At 68.7% G+C, this 20,339-nt stretch carries 23 protein-coding genes; 2 read left to right on the top strand and 21 right to left on the bottom strand.

Features of this window, described 5'->3' with window-relative positions; genetic code table 11:
• Positions 1-8: 8 nt before the first annotated feature.
• From nuoE to AB4083_RS03620, 20 genes are all read right to left on the bottom strand, one after another.
• Complete coding sequence (nuoE, locus tag AB4083_RS03715) at positions 9-536, bottom strand: NADH-quinone oxidoreductase subunit NuoE (protein WP_441606389.1); 528 nt, start codon at positions 534-536, stop codon at positions 9-11.
• A gap of 18 nt (positions 537-554) precedes the next feature.
• Positions 555-1,808 carry an NADH-quinone oxidoreductase subunit D gene (locus tag AB4083_RS03710; protein WP_441606388.1) on the bottom strand — a complete coding sequence of 418 codons (1,254 nt, stop codon included), beginning with the start codon at positions 1,806-1,808 and terminating at the stop codon, positions 555-557.
• Between the two features lie 2 nt (positions 1,809-1,810).
• Positions 1,811-2,539 (bottom strand): NADH-quinone oxidoreductase subunit C, encoded by a 729-nt coding sequence (locus AB4083_RS03705; protein WP_441606387.1) that lies wholly within the window; start codon positions 2,537-2,539, stop codon positions 1,811-1,813.
• Between the two features lie 10 nt (positions 2,540-2,549).
• Positions 2,550-3,107, bottom strand: a complete 558-nt coding sequence (locus AB4083_RS03700) for a NuoB/complex I 20 kDa subunit family protein (RefSeq protein ID WP_026634440.1) — start codon at positions 3,105-3,107, stop codon at positions 2,550-2,552.
• Complete coding sequence (locus AB4083_RS03695) at positions 3,098-3,454, bottom strand: NADH-quinone oxidoreductase subunit A (protein ID WP_441606478.1); 357 nt, start codon at positions 3,452-3,454, stop codon at positions 3,098-3,100. Before AB4083_RS03695 ends, AB4083_RS03700 begins: the two co-directional genes overlap by 10 nt.
• A 312-nt stretch (positions 3,455-3,766) precedes the next feature.
• Positions 3,767-4,123 (bottom strand): PilZ domain-containing protein, encoded by a 357-nt coding sequence (locus AB4083_RS03690; protein WP_441606386.1) that lies wholly within the window; start codon positions 4,121-4,123, stop codon positions 3,767-3,769.
• A 116-nt stretch (positions 4,124-4,239) separates the two neighbouring features.
• The gene (locus AB4083_RS03685) at positions 4,240-5,166 is read right to left on the bottom strand and encodes a PIG-L deacetylase family protein (RefSeq protein WP_441606385.1); all 927 of its coding nucleotides are present in this window, start codon (positions 5,164-5,166) and stop codon (positions 4,240-4,242) included.
• Positions 5,157-6,812 (bottom strand): ArnT family glycosyltransferase, encoded by a 1,656-nt coding sequence (locus AB4083_RS03680; protein ID WP_441606384.1) that lies wholly within the window; start codon positions 6,810-6,812, stop codon positions 5,157-5,159. Before AB4083_RS03680 ends, AB4083_RS03685 begins: the two co-directional genes overlap by 10 nt.
• A 148-nt stretch (positions 6,813-6,960) precedes the next feature.
• A complete protein-coding gene (gene holB, locus AB4083_RS03675; RefSeq protein ID WP_441606383.1) occupies positions 6,961-7,896 on the bottom strand; it encodes a DNA polymerase III subunit delta' in 936 nt (311 codons plus the stop codon).
• Positions 7,893-8,531, bottom strand: a complete 639-nt coding sequence (gene tmk / locus AB4083_RS03670) for a dTMP kinase (RefSeq protein WP_441606382.1) — start codon at positions 8,529-8,531, stop codon at positions 7,893-7,895. Before tmk ends, holB begins: the two co-directional genes overlap by 4 nt.
• Positions 8,528-9,565 carry an endolytic transglycosylase MltG gene (gene mltG / locus AB4083_RS03665; protein WP_441606381.1) on the bottom strand — a complete coding sequence of 346 codons (1,038 nt, stop codon included), beginning with the start codon at positions 9,563-9,565 and terminating at the stop codon, positions 8,528-8,530. The genes tmk and mltG overlap by 4 nt, the downstream gene beginning before the upstream one ends.
• A complete protein-coding gene (pabC, locus tag AB4083_RS03660) occupies positions 9,562-10,389 on the bottom strand; it encodes an aminodeoxychorismate lyase (protein WP_441606380.1) in 828 nt (275 codons plus the stop codon). Before pabC ends, mltG begins: the two co-directional genes overlap by 4 nt.
• Positions 10,389-11,738: an aminodeoxychorismate synthase component I gene (locus tag AB4083_RS03655; RefSeq protein ID WP_441606379.1), complete on the bottom strand. Its 1,350-nt coding sequence runs from the start codon at positions 11,736-11,738 to the stop codon at positions 10,389-10,391. The genes pabC and AB4083_RS03655 overlap by 1 nt, the downstream gene beginning before the upstream one ends.
• 7 nt (positions 11,739-11,745) lie before the next feature.
• On the bottom strand, positions 11,746-12,984 hold the full coding sequence (gene fabF / locus AB4083_RS03650) for a beta-ketoacyl-ACP synthase II (RefSeq protein ID WP_441606378.1): 1,239 nt from the start codon (positions 12,982-12,984) through the stop codon (positions 11,746-11,748).
• Between the two features lie 205 nt (positions 12,985-13,189).
• The gene (acpP, locus tag AB4083_RS03645) at positions 13,190-13,429 is read right to left on the bottom strand and encodes an acyl carrier protein (RefSeq protein WP_026634450.1); all 240 of its coding nucleotides are present in this window, start codon (positions 13,427-13,429) and stop codon (positions 13,190-13,192) included.
• A gap of 343 nt (positions 13,430-13,772) precedes the next feature.
• Positions 13,773-14,516, bottom strand: a complete 744-nt coding sequence (fabG, locus tag AB4083_RS03640) for a 3-oxoacyl-ACP reductase FabG (protein WP_441606377.1) — start codon at positions 14,514-14,516, stop codon at positions 13,773-13,775.
• Between the two features lie 46 nt (positions 14,517-14,562).
• Positions 14,563-15,510, bottom strand: coding sequence for an ACP S-malonyltransferase (fabD, locus tag AB4083_RS03635; protein WP_441606376.1), 948 nt, complete (start codon positions 15,508-15,510; stop codon positions 14,563-14,565).
• Positions 15,511-15,649: 139 nt separating this feature from the next.
• The gene (locus AB4083_RS03630) at positions 15,650-16,627 is read right to left on the bottom strand and encodes a beta-ketoacyl-ACP synthase III (RefSeq protein ID WP_441606375.1); all 978 of its coding nucleotides are present in this window, start codon (positions 16,625-16,627) and stop codon (positions 15,650-15,652) included.
• 163 nt (positions 16,628-16,790) lie between these two features.
• Positions 16,791-16,985 (bottom strand): 50S ribosomal protein L32, encoded by a 195-nt coding sequence (gene rpmF / locus AB4083_RS03625; protein WP_441606374.1) that lies wholly within the window; start codon positions 16,983-16,985, stop codon positions 16,791-16,793.
• A gap of 21 nt (positions 16,986-17,006) precedes the next feature.
• Positions 17,007-17,522 (bottom strand): YceD family protein, encoded by a 516-nt coding sequence (locus AB4083_RS03620; protein WP_441606373.1) that lies wholly within the window; start codon positions 17,520-17,522, stop codon positions 17,007-17,009.
• 183 nt (positions 17,523-17,705) lie between these two features.
• On the opposite strand from AB4083_RS03620, the gene AB4083_RS03615 reads away from it, so the two are divergent.
• Both AB4083_RS03615 and AB4083_RS03610 read left to right on the top strand, forming a co-directional pair.
• A complete protein-coding gene (locus AB4083_RS03615) occupies positions 17,706-18,161 on the top strand; it encodes a hypothetical protein (RefSeq protein WP_441606372.1) in 456 nt (151 codons plus the stop codon).
• On the top strand, positions 18,158-18,742 hold the full coding sequence (locus AB4083_RS03610; protein WP_441606371.1) for a Maf family protein: 585 nt from the start codon (positions 18,158-18,160) through the stop codon (positions 18,740-18,742). The genes AB4083_RS03615 and AB4083_RS03610 overlap by 4 nt, the downstream gene beginning before the upstream one ends.
• Here the strand turns inward: AB4083_RS03610 and AB4083_RS03605 are convergent.
• Positions 18,739-20,331: an ArnT family glycosyltransferase gene (locus tag AB4083_RS03605; RefSeq protein ID WP_441606370.1), complete on the bottom strand. Its 1,593-nt coding sequence runs from the start codon at positions 20,329-20,331 to the stop codon at positions 18,739-18,741. The genes AB4083_RS03610 and AB4083_RS03605 overlap by 4 nt on opposite strands.
• Positions 20,332-20,339 lie beyond the last annotated feature (8 nt).

The raw sequence follows: 20,339 nt of genomic DNA, 5'->3' as shown, positions 1-20,339 counted from the left end.
CGTGACCCTTACTTGAGACCGTCGAGGATCTCGTCGACCTTGTCGGCCGTGAGACGCTCGTGGTAATGCCCGTTGACGGTCATCGCCGGCGCGCAGGCGCAGGCGGCGATGCATTCTTCTTCGCGCTTGAGGTAGACGCGGCCATCGGCGGTGCTCTCGCCCAGCTTGATGCCCAGCTTCTTCTCGCAATGCGCGACCAGTTCCTCGGCGCCGTTGAGCCAGCACGAGACGTTGGTGCAGATGGCGACGTTGTTGCGGCCGACCGGCCTGGTCTCCAGCATCGAATAGAAGCTGGCCACCTCGTACGCCCACACCGCGGGCAGCTCGAGGTACTTGGCGACGGCGGTGATCAGCTCGTCGGTGAGGAAGCCCTGGTTCTGCTCCTGCGCGGCGAACAGCGCCTGGATCAGCGCCGAGCGCTTGCGGTCCGGCGGGAACTTCGCGACCCACTCGTCGATGTGATGACGGGTGTGCTCGTTGAGTGCGGCAAGCGGGTCGACGTGCTTGACCTGCTCGTAATTTCCGGTGGCTTTCATGCGTATGCTCCCGTCGGCTCAGCGATCGACTTCGCCGAACACGAGGTCATAGGTGCCGATCATCGCCACCACGTCGGCCAGCATGTGGCCGCGCACGATGGGATCGATCGACGACAGATGGGCAAAACCCGGCGCGCGCAGATGCACGCGGAACGGCTTGTTGGCACCGTCGGAGACCAGGTAGCAGCCGAACTCGCCCTTCGGCGCCTCGACCGCGCAATAGGTCTCGCCGGCCGGCACGCCATAGCCTTCGGTGAACAGCTTGAAGTGATGGATGAGGGCTTCCATGTCCTCCTTCATGGCCTCGCGCTTGGGCGGCGCGACCTTGAAGTTCTCCACCATCACCGGGCCCGGATTCGCGCGCAGCCAGGCGATGCACTGCTGGACGATGCGGTTGGACTGGCGCATCTCTTCCACGCGCACCAGATAGCGGTCGTAGCAGTCGCCGTTGACGCCGACCGGGATGTCGAAATCCATCTCGGCGTACTTGGCGTACGGCTGCTTCTTGCGCAGGTCCCAGGCCACGCCCGAGCCGCGGATCATCGCGCCGGTCATGCCCCACTGCTGGGCCAGCTCCGGCGAGATCACGCCGATGCCGACGGTGCGCTGCTTCCAGATACGGTTGTTGGTCAGCAGTTCCTCGTACTCGTCCACCTTCGACGGGAAGTCGGCGGTGAAGGCCTCGAGGAAGTCGAGCATGGAACCTTCGCGCCAGGCATTCAGGCGCTTGAGGTCCTTGCCCTTGTGCCAGGGCGACTCGCGGTACTGCGACATCTTGCCCGGCAGGTCGCGGTAGACGCCGCCCGGACGGTAGTACGTGGCGTGCATGCGGGCGCCGGAGACGGCCTCGTACACGTCCATCAGTTCTTCGCGTTCGCGGAAGGCGTACAGGAACACCGCCATCGCGCCGAGATCGAGCGCGTTCGAGCCGATCCACATCAGGTGATTCAGGATGCGGGTGATCTCGTCGAACATGGTGCGGATGTACTGCGCGCGTTCCGGCGCCTCGATCCCCATCAGGGTCTCGATCGCGAGCACGTAGGCGTGCTCGTTGCACATCATCGACACGTAATCCAGGCGATCCATGTAGCCGATCGACTGGTTGAACGGCTTGGCCTCGGCCAGCTTCTCGGTGCCGCGATGGAGCAGGCCCACGTGCGGGTCGGCGCGGACGATGGTCTCGCCGTCCATCTCCAGCACCAGGCGCAGCACGCCGTGCGCGGCCGGATGCTGCGGGCCGAAGTTCATCGTGTAGTTGCGGATTTCCTGCATGCTCAGTTCTCCCGCCAGTTGTCGGCGGCTTCGGCCTTGGCCTGCAACAGGTCGGCGTCGTCACGGATCACGCGCGGCACCAGCACGCGCGGCTCGATCGACACGGGTTCGTAGACCACGCGCCGCTGCTCGGGGTCGTAGCGCACTTCGACGTTGCCGATCAGCGGGAAGTCCTTGCGGAACGGATGCCCCACGAAACCGTAGTCGGTGAGGATGCGGCGCAGGTCCGGATGGCCTTCGAAAATGATGCCGTACAGGTCGAACGCCTCGCGCTCGAACCAGTTGGAACCGGCCCACACGCCGGTGACCGAGGGCACCACCGGCAAGGTGTCGTCCTCGCCGAACACGCGCAGGCGCAGGCGCTGGTTGTTCTCCACCGACAGCAGGTGGATCACCGCGGCGAAGCGGCGCGGCTGGCTGACGTCGCGCGGACGGTCGGCCCACTTGAAGCGGCCCATCGCCTCGCCTTCCACACCGCGCGAGAAGCCGGTGCCGGACACCGTTTCGGTGTCCCATTCGGTCTGGCCGTAGCCGAGGTAGTCCACGCCGCACAGGTCGACCAGTTCGCCGAAGCGGAAGGCCGGCTCGTCGCGCAGCGCGGTGGCCACCGCGAGCAGGTCGGCGGCGGCCACTTCGGCGGTGACTTCAGTGCGGGCCACGCTGATCTTCAGCGTGTCGCCGAATCGCGCGGACAGGCGCTCGGCCAGCGAGTTCGTTTGCGTTTCGCTCATGGCTTGGGCCTCAGGACCGCGCGATCGTGCTGGTGCGGCGGATTTTCTTCTGCAACTGCAGGATGCCGTGGATCAGCGCTTCGGCCGTCGGCGGGCAGCCGGGCACGTAGATGTCCACCGGCACGATGCGGTCGCAACCGCGCACCACGGAATACGAATAGTGGTAATAGCCGCCGCCGTTGGCGCAGCTGCCCATCGAGATCACCCACTTGGGGTCGGGCATCTGGTCGTAGACCTTGCGCAGCGCCGGGGCCATCTTGTTGACCAGGGTGCCGGCCACGATCATCACGTCGGACTGGCGCGGGCTGGGCCGGAAGATCACGCCGTAGCGGTCCAGGTCCAGGCGCGCGGCGCCGGCGTGCATCATCTCGACCGCGCAGCAGGCGAGGCCGAAGGTCATCGGCCACATCGAGCCGGTGCGCGCCCAGTTCATGAGCGCATCGACCGTGGTGGTCACCGCGCCGCGCTGGATCACCGGGTTGTCGCCGGCCGGACGCAGGATGTCGTCCACCACGTTCAGCGGCTGCGGGTTGTGCATCACCCGGTCGAGCGAGGAGATCACTCCCATTCCAGTGCTCCCTTCTTCCACACGTAAGCGAAACCGATCACCAGGAGCAGCAGGAACAAGGCCATTTCAACCAGGGCAACCAGGCCGATCTTGTCGAATACCACCGCCCACGGAAACAGGAAGGCGATTTCCAGATCGAAGATGATGAACAGGATCGCCAGCAGGTAATAGCGCACGTCGAAGCGCATGCGGGCGTCCTCGAAGGCTTCGAAGCCGCACTCGTAGGGCGAGAGCTTCTCGGCTTCGGGGCGGCGGGGTCCGGCCAGCAGGCCGATGGCCAGCAGGACCAGGCCTAAGCCCGTCGCGACGCCGATGAACAGCAGGATGGGCCAGTATTCGGCAAGCACGATGTCACGTACCTCCGCGCCGCCGGGGCGCATCAGTGACCGTCTGGGGGAAACGGCCAGGTGTAAAACAGGTCCGGTCTACTGCGGATCGGCATGGCCTTCTGGCCGCGGGCTTTGGAGCCACGATCGAATTCGGGAATCGGGACATTGTATCAGTGCGTTTAACAACAACAAGCCTTGACGGCTATTTCATCGGCCTGCTGGCAGGGCGCCGAGATGCGGCGGCCGGCGCCGGATCGAGACCCCGCGACGCGATGCCGCGCCCGCCGCCGTGACGGCGGCGCTACATGGCGAGCCGCCGTGACGGCAGCGTTACATGGTGTGCGTGGGGCGTTCGGAACCGCTCATGCCGGCCAGGATGGCCTCGATGCGGGAACGCGCGACTTCGCCGTCGGAAGAGTCGTTGAACTGCACGCCGATGCCGGCCGTGCGGTTGCCCTGGGCGCCGACCGGGGTCACCCACACCACCTTGCCGGCCACCGACAGGCGTTCGCCCTCGTCGGCGAGGTTGATCAGCAGCACGATTTCGTCGCCCAGCGAGTAGCCCTGGGCGGTGGGCGCGAACAGGCCGCCCTGCTTGAGGAACGGCATGTACGCGTTGTAGAGCGCGGCCGTGTCCTTGATCTTCAGAGAAATGATGCCCTGGCGGGCCGCGATGGCCGGATTCATGCTGCGTCCCCGCGGGCCGTGGACGGTGTCGGCCCGATAGCGGCCATCGTAGCGAGCGGCCTGCCCGGGCGTAAAGCGCGCGTGACGCGCTGTGGGAGCCGGTTCACAAGCGGCCGCTACAGCTCGCACCAGCCCCAGCGGTCGAAGATCCACAGCGAAGGCAGCCCGGTGTACAGCTTGACGAAGCGCGGGCCGGGCGTGGCGTCGAGCGCCAGGCGCCAGCGCCCGGCGGCGTCGCGTTCCAGCGGCGCCTTCGACCAGGGCCAGCTGCGCGCACCCTCGCGGTCGGCCAGGGTCAGCCTGAGCCAGGGCCGCTGCGCGGCCGACGGTTGCCACGGCAGCCAGCCGCCGCTGCCGGCGGGCTCCACCGTACGGAACACTTCCGGCCGGCCGGCCAGCCCGCGCATGCGTCCGCCGCTGAGCGCCACCTGGCTCTGGTGCTGATCCAGCGCGGCCAGCTTGGCCGCATGCATATCCGCGGAGGACGGCAAGGCGACCGCTTCGCCATGGTCCGCGGCCTGGCCGTGCACCAGATAGCTCAGCAGCACCGGCGGCTCGCCCTGCCCCGCTTCCCGCCATTGCGCCACCGCCAGCCGCAGCAGCACGTGGGCGGCGCTGTGATCCGGATGGCCGTCGCCCAGCGCCGGCACCGCGATCAGGTTCGGCCGGCAGCGCTCCAGCCAGCCGGCCCACGCGCTTACCTGGCCGTGCAGGTCCTCGCGCAGGCAGGCGGTCAGGCCCATGTCGGGCAGGCCCAGCGGATGCAGCGCCTCTTGCGGCAGGCCCAGCCGTGCCAGCGCGCCGGTCACTTCCTGCCGGCGGCGCGCGCCCCAGCGGCGGCGGTCGTCGCTGCCGATGCGCAGCCTGCGCTCCAGCCAGCGTTGCGGCCAGGGATTGTTGTCGCCGGCGGTCAGCAGCAGGATCTCCACCGTGCCGCCCGCGGCGCGCACGTGCTGGATCAGTTCGCCGGTGGCGATGCTCTCGTCGTCCGGATGCGGCGCGACCACCAGCAGCCGGGTGTGCGCATCGATCGTCACTGGCATGCGTCGGTCCCTTCGTCTTCCTCGGTCGGCGGCGGCATGGCCGCCGGTCGCCAGCCGCGCTCCCAGGCGCGCTTCCACACCAGCACCAGGGCGCGGCTGCCGGCCGCATCGATACGGTGCTGTCCCGCACCCAGCGTCCACGCCGAACGGGCGGCGGCGCCATCGACCGAGGCGGACACCAGGCTCTTGCCGTCGCTCAATACATATTCGCCCGCCAAGGCGAGGTCGACGGAACGTGTTCCCTGTGCGGGCGGCAGGTATTGGCCGGCCATCCACACCTCGTCCATCAGCGGCAGGTAGTTGCGCCGCACGAACTCGTCGCTGGCCGGCGGCAGGCGCCGGCGCAGCACCAGCATGGTGCGGTCCTCGGTCATTTCCTGCGCGATGGTGTCGGCCATATGGCCGCGGCGCAGGCGGATCATCGCCATGCTCTCGATCACCGGGAAATACGGGCGCGGGCGGAAGATCGCATCGCCCTTGGGGTCCATCACCGTCTCGCCCGCATCGGTGTAGTGCAGCACCGCGGCCAGCTCGGCGCGCTGCGGCGCGAGGCGGTCCAGCCACGGCGGCGCGCTCAGCAGCAGCGCGGCCAGCTCCACTCCGATCACCACCTTGCCCACCGCGCGCCGGCGCGCAGCGCTTTCACGCAGCCAGGGCAGCCGCGCGATCGCGCCGGCCAGCACCAGCACCAGCGGCGGGATCGCCGGCAGGAAATCCTGCGCCGTGATCAGCGGCCACACGAACCACACCAGGAACAGGAACAGGCCCGCCTGCAGCGCCAGGAACACCGGCCAGTCGAACACCTCGCGCGCCACCCGCCGCACATGCGCGTAGGCGAGCCGCACGCACACACCCGACAGCAGCAGGAATACCGCCAGCTTCGGCAACGCATACGCCTTGCGCGCGCCGCCGACGTTGTAGCCGACCAGGTCGTACCAGGCCGGCCCCAGATCGCCGCGCCAGGCCAGCCACAGTGCGAACAGCGCCGGCACCAGCAGCAGGCCCGCGACGGCGCAGGCGATCGAACGCAGCGGCGGCACACGCTTGCCGGGCCGCCGCGCCAGCGACACCACCAGGCCGGCAAACCCGGCCACGCTCAGCAGCACCAGGGTCTTCTGCGATACCGACAAGGCCGCGCCGACCAGCACGCCGGCGACGAACCAGCGCCACGCCCGCGGCGGCGCGCCGACCACCATGGCCAGCGCCGCCAGCCACAGCGCCATCCACATATCGTCGGTGCGGAACTGGCCGCTGACCAGGAAGAAACGCGGCACCAGGGCCACGATCAGCATCGCGTAGAACGCGATGTTCGGCGTATACAGCCGACGCCCCATGCGCCACACGGCGAACAGCGCCAGCGCATACCAGGCCTGCATCGACAGGCGCAGCCAGGTGAGCGCATCGGCGCGCGGGCCGATCAGGTCCAGCACCAGCGAGTGCAGGCCGCTGAACAGCGGACCGTGGTTGTCGAACACATCGCGATAAAGATGCAGCCCCTGCGTCCATGCCCATGCCACGTGCGCGTGCTGCGCCTCATCGGAATTCAGGGGATAGGCGTTCAACCACGCCAGGCGCAGCGCGGCAAGCAGCGCCAATGCCAGCCATGGCCAGCGAATCGTGAAGGGTTTTTCCTTGGCAAAACTCATCCAGCCAGTTTAGAAAAACGGGCTGTCTGCGAGCTTTCCAGGGCGCGTCATGCCGGCGCAGGCCCACCGTGCGATGCGTTTGAAGGTGTCTATGTTGGGGTTCGCCTGCGGCTCACCCCAACCTGCGCCATAGGGATGGAATGACGGCTCAGCGCCAGCGCGAGAGCAATTCCAGCAGCAGCAGATCGCCGCGCAGCGGACCGCGCAGCGCATCGCGCGCGTGGTTGGCGGCGCGATACCAGTCGTCGAGCGCTTCGGTGTCGAGATGGCTGGCCAGCGGACCGTTGCCCGCGCCCGCGCGACCGCGCGCTTCGTCCGCCGCGGCCTGCGCGGCGAACCACAGCCGCTGTCCCGGCTCGTTGTCGAGCCAGCGGCGCACCACTTCCATGGTCTCGCCGCGGCCGGCCGCGAGCGCGGCGAGGTCCTTGCGCACCTCTTGCCGGCGCGCCAGCGCGCCCTGCTCGGCCCAGGCCTTGGCCAGCCCCGGATTGCCGCCGGCCGCATCCAGCGCCGCCGCCGCATCCTTCACGCCCTCGCCCTGCAGCCAGGCCAGCGCCTCGTCGCGTGCGGGCACCTGGAATTCGATGCGCTGGCAGCGGCTGCGGATGGTCTGCGGCATGCGCCAGGGCGCATCGGCGACCAGCAGCAGCATGGTGTTCCGCGAAGGTTCTTCCAGGGTCTTCAGCAGCGCATTGGCCGCCGCGGTATTCATCGAATCGGCCGGATCGATGGTGGCGATCTGCCAACCGCCGAACTGGCTGGCCATGGCCAGGCGCGAGGAAAGCTCGCGCACCTGGTCGACCACGATGTCGCTGCGCTGCACGCCATCCTTGCGCAGGCCGAAGCTCAGCGTGACCAGGTCCGGATGCGTGCCGGCCGCCAGCAGCAGGCAGCTGCGGCAGTGGCCGCAGGCATCGCCGTCGATGGGTTGCTGGCACAGCAGGCCGAGCACGAAGCGGCGCAGGAAGTCGCGCTTGCCCAGGCCCGCCGGCCCGCACAGCAGCAGCGCGTGCGGCATCGCATCGCGGCGGCGGCGCGCCTGCAGGCGTTCCCACAGTTCGGCGTGCCAGGGCATCGCGCTCATGGCGTGGCCTCGAACAAGGGCGCGATCGCCTGCTCGGCCGCGCGCAGCACGTCCTGCGGCGAATGGCTCGCGTCGATCACGCGAAAGCGCTCCGGCTGCGCCGTGGCGCGCGCACGATATGCAGCGCGCACACGCTCGAAGAACGCATCCGCCTCCACTTCGATCCGGTCCGCCTCGCCACGCCCGGCGGCGCGCGCGCGGCCGGTAGCGACCGGCAGATCCAGCAGCAAGGTGAGATCGGGCGCGAGACCGCCGGTGGCCCACTGCTCCAGCGCTTCGATGCGCTCGACCGGCTGGCCGCGCCCGCCGCCCTGGTAGGCGTAGCTAGCGTCGGTGAAGCGGTCGCACAGCACCCAGCGGCCGGCGGCCAGCGCCGGTTCGATCAGCTCGCGCACCAGCTGTGCGCGCGAAGCGAACATCAACAGCAATTCGGTTTCCGCGGCCATGCCGCGCAGCGCCGGATCGAGCACGATGCCGCGCACCGCCTCGCCCAGGGTGGTGCCGCCCGGCTCGCGGGTCAGCAGCAGATCCACGCCGCGCGCTTCGATGCAGGCGCGCAGCCCGGCCAGCAGAGTGCTCTTGCCCGCACCTTCGCCGCCTTCGAGGCTGATGAATTTTCCGCGTGTGTGGCTCATGGGCAGCGCTTCAACTGATAACAGGCGACGTTGCGATTGTGTTCGTCCAGCGTACTGGAGAACACATGGCTGCCATCGCCGCGCGCGACGAAATACAGCTCGCTGCCGGCGGCCGGATGCAGCGCCGCTTCCAGCGCCGGCTTGCCCGGCAGCGCGATCGGCGTCGGCGGCAGGCCGGGACGGGTGTAGGTGTTGTACGGCGTGTCGGTGGTGAGGTCGCTGCGATGGATATTGCCGGCGTAGCTCTCGCCCATGCCGTAGATCACGGTGGGATCGGTCTGCAGCAGCATATGCGTGCGCAGGCGGCGCACGAACACGCCGGCGATGCGCGGACGTTCGTCGGCGCGGCCGGTTTCCTTCTCCACGATGGAGGCCAGGATCAGCGCCTCGTACGGCGTGGCCAGCGGAATGTCCTTGTCGCGCTGCGCCCACAGCGCGTCGAGCGTCTTGCCCATCGCCGCGTGCGCGCGCTTGAGGATATCCAGGTCGCTGTCGCCCTTTACGTAGGCGTAGGTCTCGGGCAGGAAGCGGCCTTCGGGCATTTCGCCGGCCGCACCGAGCTTGTCCATCAGCTGGGTGTCGTCCAGCGCGGCGCCGTCCTGGCGCAGCTTGTCGGCCTTGGCCAGGGCCTGGCGCAGCTCGCGGAAGTTCCAGCCGTCGACGATGGTGAAGTTGCGCTGCAGGACCCGGCCCGCGGCCATGTTGGTGAGCAGGTCGCGCGGCGTCATGCCGGGGACCAGCGCGTACTCGCCGGCGTGCAGGCGGCCGGTCACGCGCAATTGTTCCGCCAGCAGGCGCCAGTACAGCGGATGCTCGGCGGTGATGCCCTGCGTGCGCAGCTGGGCCACGATCTCTTTCAGGCTGCTGCCGCGGCCGACGTCGATGCTCTGTCCCTGCTCCTGCACGCTCAGCGGCGCCGCGCTGAAGCGCGCGAACTCGCGCCAGCCGTAGGCCAGCGCGCCGGCGATCGCCACCAGCAGCAGGAGAACCAGGCCACGCGCGAATGCGCGCCCCTTCGTCTTGCGTCGACTCATGACAGCTCCATCGGAAAACCAAGGCCGCGCCAATGCGCTTGCAAAACACGCGTGACCGGTCCGGGAACATACACGGTCCCGGCCATGCTCCGCACCGGCACGATGCCGCGCACGCTGGAACTGAGAAACCATTCGCTGGCGTGCAGCAGCTCGTCCAGGGCCAGCTCGCGCACCTGCACCTCGCGTGCCGCCAGCACTTCCGCGCGCGCCACGCCGGCCACGCCGCAGCGGTCCAGCGACGGCGTCACCAGCACACCGCCGATCACCGCGAACAGGTTGGCCATGGTGCTGGAGATCACCCGGCCGGCGCCATCGAGCAGCAGGCCGTCGGCGATGGACGGATCGTCCCATTCCGCGCGGGCCAGCACCTGCTCCAGCCGATTGAGGTGCTTGATGCCGGCCAGCAGCGGCTGCTCGGCCAGGCGCAGCTCGCACAGGCGCAGGTGGACACCGTCGCGATACGACTCGGGCATCAGCACCGGTGCGGGGAACGCGGCGACGATGCGGGTGGGCTGCGGCGCTGCGGGCATGGCATAGCCGCGTTCGCCCAGGCCGCGCGTCAGCGTGATGCGCACTACCGCGTCCGCCATGCCGTCCGATACCACGGCGGCTTCGCGCGCCAGCAAGGTTTCATCCGGTGCCGGCAGGCGCAGGCGCGTGCAACTCTCGCGCAGGCGCTGCATATGCCGCGGCCACAGCGGCGCGCGGCCATCGACGAAGCGGATCGTCTCGAACAGGCCATCGCCATAGGCGAGCCCGCGATCGAGCGGCGACAGCGCGGCATCGGCCACGCCGTCGACCAGCAGGCGCGGCGGCGCCGGCATCAGTCCGCCACGCCCAGTGCGCGCAGCAGGCCGCGTGCCTTCGCGCGCGTTTCGTCCAGCTCCTTGTCCGCCACCGAATCGGCGACGATGCCGGCGCCCGCGCGCAGGCTCACGCGGGTGCCGGCGAGAGTGAGCGTGCGGATCAGGATATTGAGATCCAGGTCGCCGTTGCGGTCGAGGTAACCCAGTGCACCGGTGTAGGCGCCGCGCGGTGCATCCTCCAGCGCGGCGATGATCTCCATGCAGCGCACCTTCGGGCAGCCGGTGATGGTGCCGCCCGGGAAGGTCGCGGCGATCACCTGCCCCGGCGTCACGCCGGCACGCAGCTTGCCGCGCACGTTCGACACGATGTGGTGCACGTGCGCATAGCTCTCCACCACCATCAGCTCGTCGACGTGCACAGTGCCCGGCACGCAGACGCGGCCGAGATCATTGCGCTCCAGGTCGATCAGCATCACGTGCTCGGCACGCTCCTTCGGATGCGTGCGCAGCTCGCGGATGCGTGCCAGCTCGTCGTCGGCCGGCGTGCGCGGGCGCGTGCCGGCGATCGGGCGCGTCTGTGCGATGCCGCCGCGCGCTTCGACCAGGCGTTCGGGCGAGGAACTGACCACGGCCCACGCCGGTTGCTGCAGCAGGCCGGCGAACGGCGCCGGGTTGGCCTGGCGCAGCGACGCGTACAGCGAGGCAGGCGTCGGCGCCTCGGCGAATTGCGCGCGCCATGCGCGCGACAGGTTCACCTGGAAGATGTCGCCCGCATGCAGGTGTTCGTGGATGCGCGCCACGCCATCGAGGAACCGTTGCGGGTCGTCCTCGCCGCGCGCGATCGGCGCCGGCAGCGCGGCGATCTCCACCGGCGCGTCGAGGTCGGCCGCCATCTGTTCGAGCAGCGCCTCGCAGCCCGGCTCGGCGATCAGCACGGTGCGCTCGCGCTCATGGTCGACGATCACCGCGGCGGGACAGCGCAAGGCCAGCGCCACCGGCAGCACGCCATCCGGCGCCAGGCGCAGGCGCGGTTCGATCTCGGCGGCCAGTTCATAGGCCAGCAGCAACACCCAGCCGCCGTGGAACGGCAGGCCGTCGTCCGCTTCGCGCGGCAGGCGTTCGGCTTGCCAGGCGGTGTCGAGTGCGTGCAGGAAACCGCCGGGCTGTTCGAGGCCCTGCCCGTCCAGCACGCGGCCATCGCCGTGCAAGGTGAGGCTGTCGCGCGGAAAGGCGAACAGGAGGTCGAAGCGCGCCTGCGGGGTGCCGCGCACCACGCTTTGCAGCAGGCAGGGATAGCGCTGCGGAAATGCAGCGGCCGGCGCGAGCAGGTCGCGCCGGCCGTGCAGGGTGCGGCTGATGGACGTCACGCGCCGGTCAGAGACGGCGGAACGCCAGCGTGCCGTTGGTGCCGCCAAAGCCGAAGGAGTTGGACAGGGCGATGTCGACCTTGGCCTCGCGCGCGGTGTGCGGCACGAAATCGAGATCGCAGCCTTCGCCCGGCTCGTCCAGGTTGACGGTCGGCGGCAGCACCTGGTCGCGCAGCGCGAGGATGGTGAAGATCGCTTCCACGCCGCCGGCCGCGCCGAGCAGATGGCCGGTGACCGACTTGGTCGAGCTCATCGCCAGCTTGTAGGCGTGCTCGCCGAACACCCGCTTGGCGGCCAGCACTTCGCCCAGGTCGCCCAGCGGCGTCGAGGTGCCGTGCGCGTTGACGTACTGCACTTCGCTCGGGCTGATGCCGGCATCCTTCAGCGTGTTCTCCATGCAGCGCGCCGCACCTTCGCCGCCCTCGCTGGGCGCGGTGATGTGGTAGGCGTCGCCGCTCATGCCGAAGCCGATCAGCTCGGCGTAGATCTTCGCGCCGCGCGCCTTGGCGTGTTCGTACTCTTCCAGCATCAGCACGCCGGCGCCGTCGGACAGCACGAAACCGTCGCGGCTCTTGTCCCACGGACGGCTGGCCTTGGTCGGCTCGTCGTTGCGGGTGGACATGGCCTTGGCCGAGCAGAAGCCGGCCATCGCGGTGCCGGTGGTGGCGAACTCGGCGCCGCCGGCGATCATCGCATCGGCATCGCCGTACTGGATCATGCGCGCGGCCAGGCCGATGTTGTGGGTGGCCGTGGTGCAGGCGGTCACGCAGGCGATGTTCGGGCCCTTCAGGCCGTACATGATCGACAGGTGGCCGGACACCATGTTGATGATCGAGCTGGGCACGAAGAACGGCGACACGCGGCGCGGGCCCTTCTCGTGCAGCTCGATCGAGGTGTGCTCGATGGTGTGCAGGCCGCCGATGCCGGCGGCGACCGCCACGCCGATGCGCGGCGCATTCGCTTCGGTCACCTCCAGCCCGGAATCGCGCAGGGCTTGCGTGCCCGCGGCGATGCCGTAGTGGATGAAGGGATCCATCTTCTTGATGTCCTTCGGGGCGATCCACTGTGCCGGGTCGAAGTCACGCACTTGTCCGGCGATGCGGGTGGCGTAATTCGTGGCGTCGAAATGGGTCACCGCGCCGATGCCGCTCACGCCCTTGAGGACATTGTCCCAGGCCGTGGCGATATCGTTGCCGACCGGCGAGATGATGCCGAGGCCGGTAACCACCACACGTCGTTTGCTCATGCTGATCTTCCTTCATGGTTCCGTGTGCCTGCCGCGAGGGCAGCCATCCCGCGGCAGCCGCGTGGATGCCGTCGCAACTCCCATGGTGCCGCGAGAGGCGAACCATACGGGTCAGGACGTTGCAAATTGCAGAAACGAAAACTGCGCCAATGTGGCGCAGCTTTCGGTATCGCGTCGTGAGACGGGCAACGCCCGCCACGCACGATCACTCCTTGGTGTGGGCCTTGATGTAGTCGACGGCCTGCTGCACCGTGGTGATCTTCTCGGCTTCTTCGTCCGGGATCTCGGTCTCGAACTCTTCCTCGAGAGCCATCACCAGCTCGACGGTGTCCAGCGAATCCGCGCCCAGATCGTCAACGAACGACGAGCTCGGCTGAACCTCATCTTCCTTCACGCCCAGCTGCTCAACAACGATCTTTTTGACGCGCTCTTCGATGGTGCTCATGTTGCCAATACCTCCCAAGGACAAAAATGCCGGCGGATTGTAGTGGCTAAGCCTTGCTCCCGCCACGGTCCACCAACGTTGGTAAGGCGCTGGCCCTGATGACCGGCGCGAAAGGGTAATTGTCTCCTAAAAACGGTCCGATGGCGACAACCCCGGCGGACCCGTCCCGGCGGGCTTCCCGGGGCAATCGCCGCCGGCCGGCCCAGGCGTGGCCTGCCCTGCGCCGCGCCGGCCCAGCCCGGGGTGGCGTGGCGATACATACCCCGGCGGATGTCCGCAAACATGCCAGCGACACAACAGAGCCGCCCGGGGGCGGCTCTCCTGGCGCCACCGGAAACCGGCACTACGCCATGTACATACCGCCGTTGACGTGCAGCGTCTCACCGGTGATGTACGCCGCCGCCGGCGAGGCCAGGAAGGCCACCGCCTTGGCGATGTCCTGCGCCTCGCCCAGGCGGCCGAGCGCGATCTGGCCGAGCAGCGCCTGCTTCGATTCCTCCGGCAGCGCGCGCGTCATGTCGGTATCGATAAAACCGGGCGCGACCACGTTGACCGTGATGCCGCGGCTGCCGATCTCGCGCGCCAGCGACTTGGAGAACGCGATGATGCCGGCCTTCGCCGCCGCGTAGTTGGACTGGCCCGGATTGCCGGTGAGGCCGATGACCGAAGCGATCGACACGATGCGGCCCTTGCGCGCCTTCATCATGCCGCGCATCACCGCCTTGGAGGCGCGGTAGACCGAGGTAAGGTTGGTGTCGAGGATGGCCTGCCAGTCCTCGTCGCGCATGCGCATCAGCAGCTGGTCGCGGGTGATGCCGGCGTTGTTGACCAGGATGGAGAGCGCGCCGAACTCCTTGCCGATCGCCTCGACCAGCGCTTCGATCGCACCGGCTTCGGTGACGTTGAGCACGCGGCCGTGGCCACCGTGCGGCGCCAGGCGCGCGCCGATCGCGGCGGCGCCGCTTTCGCTGGTGGCGGTGCCGATCACGGTGGCGCCCTGGGCGGCCAGTTCGTCGGCGATCGCCGCGCCGATGCCGCGGCTGGCGCCGGTGACGAGGGCGATTTCACCTTGCAGAGGCTTGCTCATGAGTGCTGCTTCCTGATGTCTGGTTTGATAGTGGCGTAGCTGCGCTTCAGGCCCACTCGGCGCGCGCGGCGTCGAGCTCGGCCGGCGCGCCGATGGCGCGCGCTTCCACACTCTTGTCGATGCGCTTGATCAAACCGGAGAGCACCTTGCCCGGGCCGCATTCGACCGCGCGGGTGGCGCCGCCGGCAGCCAGCGCCTGCACGCATTCGGTCCAGCGCACCGGCAGGTAGAGCTGGCGCTGCAGCGCGGCGCGGATGTCTTCGAGCTTGTCGTACGCCCGCGCCTCGGCGTTCTGGATCACCGGGATCGACGGCAGCTGCCAGTTCAGCGCGGCCATGCGTTCGCCGAGCTGGTCGGCCGCATCGCTCATCAATGCGCAATGCGACGGCACCGACACGGCAAGCTTGATCGTCTTCTTGACGCCCAGCTCGGTCAGGCGCGCCAGCGCACGGTCGACCGCCTCGGCATGACCGGCGATCACCAGCTGGCCGGGCGAATTGAAGTTGGCCGGCGAGACCACCTGGCCCTGCGCCACTTCCTCGCACACGGCGGCGATCTGCGCGTCGTCGCCGCCCAGGATCGCAGCCATCGCGCCCACCCCGGCCGGCACCGCGGCCTGCATCAGGCGGCCGCGCTCGGCGACCAGGGCTGCCGCGTCGTGCAGCGACAGCGCGTCGGCGCAGACCAGGGCGCTGTATTCGCCCAGGCTGTGCCCGGACAGCTGCGCCGGCAGCGCGCCACCCAGCTTCCGCCACACCCGCCACACCGCCACGCTGGCGGCCAGCAGCGCCGGCTGGGTGTTCTCGGTGCGGTTCAGCGCCTCTTCCGGCCCCTGCTGGCTGAGCGCCCACAGGTCGATGCCGGCGCCTTGCGAGGCCTCGTCGAACGCGGCCTGCACCTCGGCATGCGCGGCGGCCAGTTCGGCCAGCATGCCTACCGATTGCGAGCCCTGGCCGGGGAAGACGAATGCGAGCGAGGCGGCGTGCTGAGTCATGCAGGAACAGATTCCATCGGGGAAAAGCGGAATGGTGCCAGTAACGCCGGCCGTACGCAGCCGTATTCCTGCCTGAGGGCGGCCAGAACGAACATGCCGCCCGAAGGCGGCATGGCGTTTGAAACGTTTTGCGTGGCGCTCAGTAGCGCAACAGCGCCGAGGCCCAGGTGAAGCCGCCGCCGAATGCTTCCAGCAGCAGGTTCTGGCCGCGCTGCACCTTGCCCGAGCGCACCGCGTAGTCCAGCGCCAGCGGCACCGAGCCGGCCGAGGTGTTGGCGTGCTTGTCGACCGTGACGATGACCTTGTCCATCGGCATGGCCAGGCGCTTGGCCGTGGCTTCGATGATGCGCAGGTTGGCCTGGTGCGGGATCAGCCAGTCGAGCTGGTCGGCGTGCATGCCGGCGGCGGTGAGGGTTTCCTCGACCAGCGCGTCGAGCGTCTTCACCGCGACCTTGAACACTTCGCGGCCGGCCATCCGCACCAGCACGCCATGGTTCTTCTCGTCGGACTTGAAACCGACCGATACGCCGACCGGGTTGTACAGCAGTTCCTTGTGGCCGCCATCGGCATGCAGGCAGGTGGCGTAGATGCCGGGCTCGGAAGAAGCCTCCAGCACCACGGCGCCGGCGCCATCGCCGAACAGCACGCAGGTGGTGCGGTCGTCCCAGTCCAGCATGCGGGTCAGCGTCTCGGCGCCGATCACCAGCACCTTCTTGGACTGGCCGCTGCGGATGAACTTGTCGGCCACGCCCAGCGCATACACGAAGCCCGAGCAGGCCGCGTTGACGTCGAACGCGGCACAGCCGTTCGCGCCCAGGCGGTGCTGCACCAGGCAGGCGGTGGACGGGAAGATGATGTCGGGCGTGGTGGTGCCCATCACGATCAGGTCGAGCTCGGACGCCTTCACGCCCGCCGCTTCCAGTGCGCGCTGGGCGGCCTGGGTGGCCAGGTCGCCGGTGGTCTCGCCGTCGGCGGCGATATGCCGCTGGCGGATGCCGGTGCGCTCGCGGATCCACTCGTCGCTGGTATCGACGAATTTTTCCAGGTCGGCATTGGTGACGACGCGCTCCGGCAGCGCGCTGCCGGTGGCGATGATGCGGGAATAGATCTGGGCCATGGACTGTCCGTCGGCAACGGCACGGCACGCCGCCCACGCTGGGAGACCGCCCGCACCAAGACCGCAAAGTTACGTTCGTGAGCGCCTAAACGCAAAGCGGCGCGTCGCCGCGCCGCCTTGCCGAACTGAATCCCTCAAGGGCAAGGATGCCCTCGCGGAATGCTCAATCCTCTTCGACCACCGAATTATTGGTGTCGATGACCTTCTTGCCGCGGTAGTAGCCATCCTTGGTGACGTGGTGGCGACGATGCACTTCGCCGCTGGTCGGATCGGTGGCCAGCTGCACGGTCTTCAGCGCATCGTGCGAACGACGCATGCCGCGGGTGGACGGGGTCTTGCGGCTCTTGGCAACGGCCATGGCGAGTCTCCAGCTTAAGCGTTATTTCTTGAGTTCGCGCAGAACCGCGAACGGGTTATCGGAACGTCCCTCGTCCGAATCTTCTTCGGGCGATGGGGGCACTACATCGTCGGGCAGCGTGCTGTCCGGATTGACCGGGACCAGCGGCAGCGCCAACAGCAATTCGTCTTCGATCACGTCCGCGAGCACCAGCTTGCCGTCCTCGGCGATCAGCAGCGGCTCGTTGCCCGGAGGCAAGCCTGCTTCTTCACGCTCGAAACGGATCAGGCCGAGCCGGGTATCCACGTTCAGCGGGAGCACGAAGGGCTCCAGCGAACGCTGACAGATCACGGTGAGCGGCGCTTCGACACGCACATCGAGGTACGCGTTGTCGAACTCGTCACGACCGAAATCCAGCTCGAACCGGGCCTCGCCTGCGGTACCGGCGAGGGCTTCGCTCAAGCGCCGCATGGCGGCGATGGGCAAGGCTCCCTGGAACGAACGCCGCGCCGAGACCATGCGCCAAGCGTCCACGGACTCTGGCAGTGTCACGGACATAATCGAGAAATCATAGGTTTGCGGAGGGCCCAAGTCAACATCTTGTTTACTTGGACCAGCCCGGCGACCACATATGCCGCCCGACCCCGTCTATTGTGCCTCAAGTCCGCCCGGGCCTTTTGCCTGAACGAGCCCCTTGCGGCAGACTGCGCCCTTCCATATTTCCGAGCCGCTGCGTCTCACGTGAACGACCTCCTGACGTACGGCCTGGCCACTTTCTTCGTCTTCGCGTTCATCGTCGCGGGCGGCGTCGCCTGGCTGCGGCGACGCGGCAACCGCCGCTCGGACAGCCTGCACCGGCTGCTGGAACTGGCCGACCGGCTGGAAGCGGACCTGAAGACCTGCCGCGCCGGCCTGCAGCAGGCCCATGCGGTGATGTCGCTCAACCCCGACAAGCCCGCCGCCAGCGAACAGGAAGCGCGCCAGGCGATCGAGGCCGGCCTGCGCTCCCTGTTGCAGCAGCGCATCTGGATCCGCGACCAGGCGCCCTACGCCAGCCAGGACCAGCTCAACCAGGCCGTCGCGGCGATGGCCGAGACGCGCGGCCGCCTGGCGCCCCTGCTGGAGGCACTGAACGACGCCCAGCACGCGCTGGACGACGCCATGCGCGAGCATATCCAGCGCGACCCGCACACGTGAGCCCGCCGCGCCTGGTGCTGGGCTCCACCTCGCGCTACCGCGCCGAGCTGCTGCGCCGGCTCTGTCCCGAATTCGAACAGCGCTCGCCCGGCACCGACGAAACCGCCCTGCCTGGCGAAGCGCCCACGGCACGCGCCCTGCGCCTGGCCGTGGCCAAGGCGGAGGCTTGCGCGCAAGGGCTGCACAACGCGCTGGTGGTCGGTTCGGACCAGGTCGCCGAACTCGACGGGCGCATGCTGGACAAGCCCGGCACGCCCGAAGTCGCCCGCGAGCAGCTCGCCGCAAGCTCCGGCCATGCCGTGCATTTCCACACCGCGCTGTGCCTGTTCGATACGCGCAGTGGCGAGCGGCATGTCCATGTCGACCACACCTGCGTGCAGTTCCGCGTGTTGAGCGCGCAGGAAATCGAACGCTACATCGAACGCGAACAGCCGCTGGACTGCGCCGGCAGCTTCAAGTGCGAAGGACTGGGCATCAGCCTGTTCGAGCGCATCGACAACCAGGACCCGTCCGCGCTGATCGGCCTGCCGCTGATCGCGCTCGCCCGCCTGCTGCGCGTGGCGGGTGTCGCGCTGCCCTAGCGGAACGACGCCGCGCCTTCGCGCCAGATGATGCAGTCGGCCGGTGCGATACCTGCCTGCCCCGCCGCCGGCACCCGTCCGGCATAGAACGCGATGCGCTTGCGCCCGTCGAACAGATCCAGCCGGCGCAGCGGCCGCGGCGCCTCGATCCGCTGGCATAGCGAACCGAGCCAGTCGGAGCGTTCGCGAATACGCAATGAGGTTTCGTCCACCGCCAGCAGCATCGGCGCACCGGCCTGCGCCTGGCGCAATGCAGTTTCATCGCGTCGCCATATGGCGAGCTGCGGGGCGCGTCCGTGCTTGGTGTTGAGCGGACTGTCCAGCGCATAGACCGGCACCGCGCCGTCGAGCTGGAATTCGATCTCCGATGCCAGCATGAAATTGTCGGCCACCAGCACGGCAGGCTGCGCCGCCAGCAACTCACGCGCCGCATCGCCGCTTTCGCGCCAGCCTACGAAGCGCGCCGGAAACGCCTTCACCCCGGCCAAGGCATGCGCGCCACGCTCGCTGGCGGCCATGCCCAGATAAGCCAACCCGCACAGATGCCCGAACAACGCCAAGCCCACCGCCGCGATGGCGGTCCGCCGAATCCACCGCCGCCCCCACAACGGACGCAACAACACTGGCAACGCACCAAGCAGCGGCAGGTAACCGGGCAGCGGCCAGTGCGCGCGAAAACGCTCATCGTCGGCAAACAGGCCGAGCACGAAATACAGCAGCACGAAACACAGCGAGGCGATCGCGATCAGATCCCACGGCGCCCCTTCGCCACGCCGCCGCCAGCAACGCCATGCCGCCCACAACAACAAGCCGTACAACAGCGGCGTGCACGCCACCGCCTGTTCCAGCGGCTGCACCAGCGCGTCCGCATGGAAGCTCCATGGATTGCGTTCCACCAGTTGGAACGTCACCCCCGCACCGTGCTGCTGCCAGTTGGAGATCGCCAGCGGAATCAGGCCGAGCAGGGACAGCGCCAACGCGATCCAGAACCCCGGCCGCCGCCATTGCAGGCGTCCGCGCGGCGTCAGCACCAGCAGCCCCAGGCCGGCCAGCATCGGCATCACCGCGCGGTAGTGCGTCAGCCAGCACACCGCCAGCGCCGCGCCGAGCAGCAACCAGTGGCGCAGGCGGTCGTCCTGCATGGCGCGCAGCAGCGCGAACAGCGCCAGCATGCTGGCCACCGTCAGCGGCACGTCCGGCACCGCCATCACACCCAGCGTGCCGGCCAGCGGCAGCGCCAGGCACAGCAGCCCGGCCTGCCAGCCCGCGCGCGCATCGAAGGCACGCCGGGCGAACGCCACCACCAGCCACGGCAACAGGCTGCCGAGCAGCAGGAACGGCCAGCGCATGCCGAGCACGCCGTGGCCGGCGAGCGCTTCGCCGACGCGGATCATCCACGCGGTCAGCGGCGGCAGGTCGCTATAGCCCCAGGCCGGATGCCGGCTCTCCTGCCAATAGAACGCTTCGTCGCCGAACGGCGCCAGTTGCGCGGCGACCGCGATGCGTGCCCCGAGCAGTACAAGAAACGCAATGAGAAACGCGCCTCGCCAGCGCGCGAGGCCGGGGGCTACACTGCCGCGATCATGCATGGGTCATG

Origin of the sequence: Dyella sp. 2RAB6 (assembly GCF_052115385.1) — a bacterium.
Classification (GTDB): domain Bacteria; phylum Pseudomonadota; class Gammaproteobacteria; order Xanthomonadales; family Rhodanobacteraceae; genus Dyella_D.
Note: the sequence above shows the minus strand (reverse complement) of the source record. Positions and strands in the feature narration are given on the sequence as shown.

Coding starts and splice junctions, on each gene's coding strand:
- nuoE (WP_441606389.1), bottom strand. CDS start 536: ATGAAAGCCACCGGAAATTACGAGCAGGTCAAGCACGTCGACCCGCTT.
- AB4083_RS03710 (WP_441606388.1), bottom strand. CDS start 1,808: ATGCAGGAAATCCGCAACTACACGATGAACTTCGGCCCGCAGCATCCG.
- AB4083_RS03705 (WP_441606387.1), bottom strand. CDS start 2,539: ATGAGCGAAACGCAAACGAACTCGCTGGCCGAGCGCCTGTCCGCGCGA.
- AB4083_RS03700 (WP_026634440.1), bottom strand. CDS start 3,107: ATGGGAGTGATCTCCTCGCTCGACCGGGTGATGCACAACCCGCAGCCG.
- AB4083_RS03690 (WP_441606386.1), bottom strand. CDS start 4,123: ATGAATCCGGCCATCGCGGCCCGCCAGGGCATCATTTCTCTGAAGATC.
- AB4083_RS03685 (WP_441606385.1), bottom strand. CDS start 5,166: ATGCCAGTGACGATCGATGCGCACACCCGGCTGCTGGTGGTCGCGCCG.
- AB4083_RS03680 (WP_441606384.1), bottom strand. CDS start 6,812: ATGAGTTTTGCCAAGGAAAAACCCTTCACGATTCGCTGGCCATGGCTG.
- holB (WP_441606383.1), bottom strand. CDS start 7,896: ATGAGCGCGATGCCCTGGCACGCCGAACTGTGGGAACGCCTGCAGGCG.
- tmk (WP_441606382.1), bottom strand. CDS start 8,531: ATGAGCCACACACGCGGAAAATTCATCAGCCTCGAAGGCGGCGAAGGT.
- mltG (WP_441606381.1), bottom strand. CDS start 9,565: ATGAGTCGACGCAAGACGAAGGGGCGCGCATTCGCGCGTGGCCTGGTT.
- pabC (WP_441606380.1), bottom strand. CDS start 10,389: ATGCCGGCGCCGCCGCGCCTGCTGGTCGACGGCGTGGCCGATGCCGCG.
- fabF (WP_441606378.1), bottom strand. CDS start 12,984: ATGAGCAAACGACGTGTGGTGGTTACCGGCCTCGGCATCATCTCGCCG.
- acpP (WP_026634450.1), bottom strand. CDS start 13,429: ATGAGCACCATCGAAGAGCGCGTCAAAAAGATCGTTGTTGAGCAGCTG.
- fabG (WP_441606377.1), bottom strand. CDS start 14,516: ATGAGCAAGCCTCTGCAAGGTGAAATCGCCCTCGTCACCGGCGCCAGC.
- fabD (WP_441606376.1), bottom strand. CDS start 15,510: ATGACTCAGCACGCCGCCTCGCTCGCATTCGTCTTCCCCGGCCAGGGC.
- AB4083_RS03630 (WP_441606375.1), bottom strand. CDS start 16,627: ATGGCCCAGATCTATTCCCGCATCATCGCCACCGGCAGCGCGCTGCCG.
- rpmF (WP_441606374.1), bottom strand. CDS start 16,985: ATGGCCGTTGCCAAGAGCCGCAAGACCCCGTCCACCCGCGGCATGCGT.
- AB4083_RS03620 (WP_441606373.1), bottom strand. CDS start 17,522: ATGTCCGTGACACTGCCAGAGTCCGTGGACGCTTGGCGCATGGTCTCG.
- AB4083_RS03605 (WP_441606370.1), bottom strand. CDS start 20,331: ATGCATGATCGCGGCAGTGTAGCCCCCGGCCTCGCGCGCTGGCGAGGC.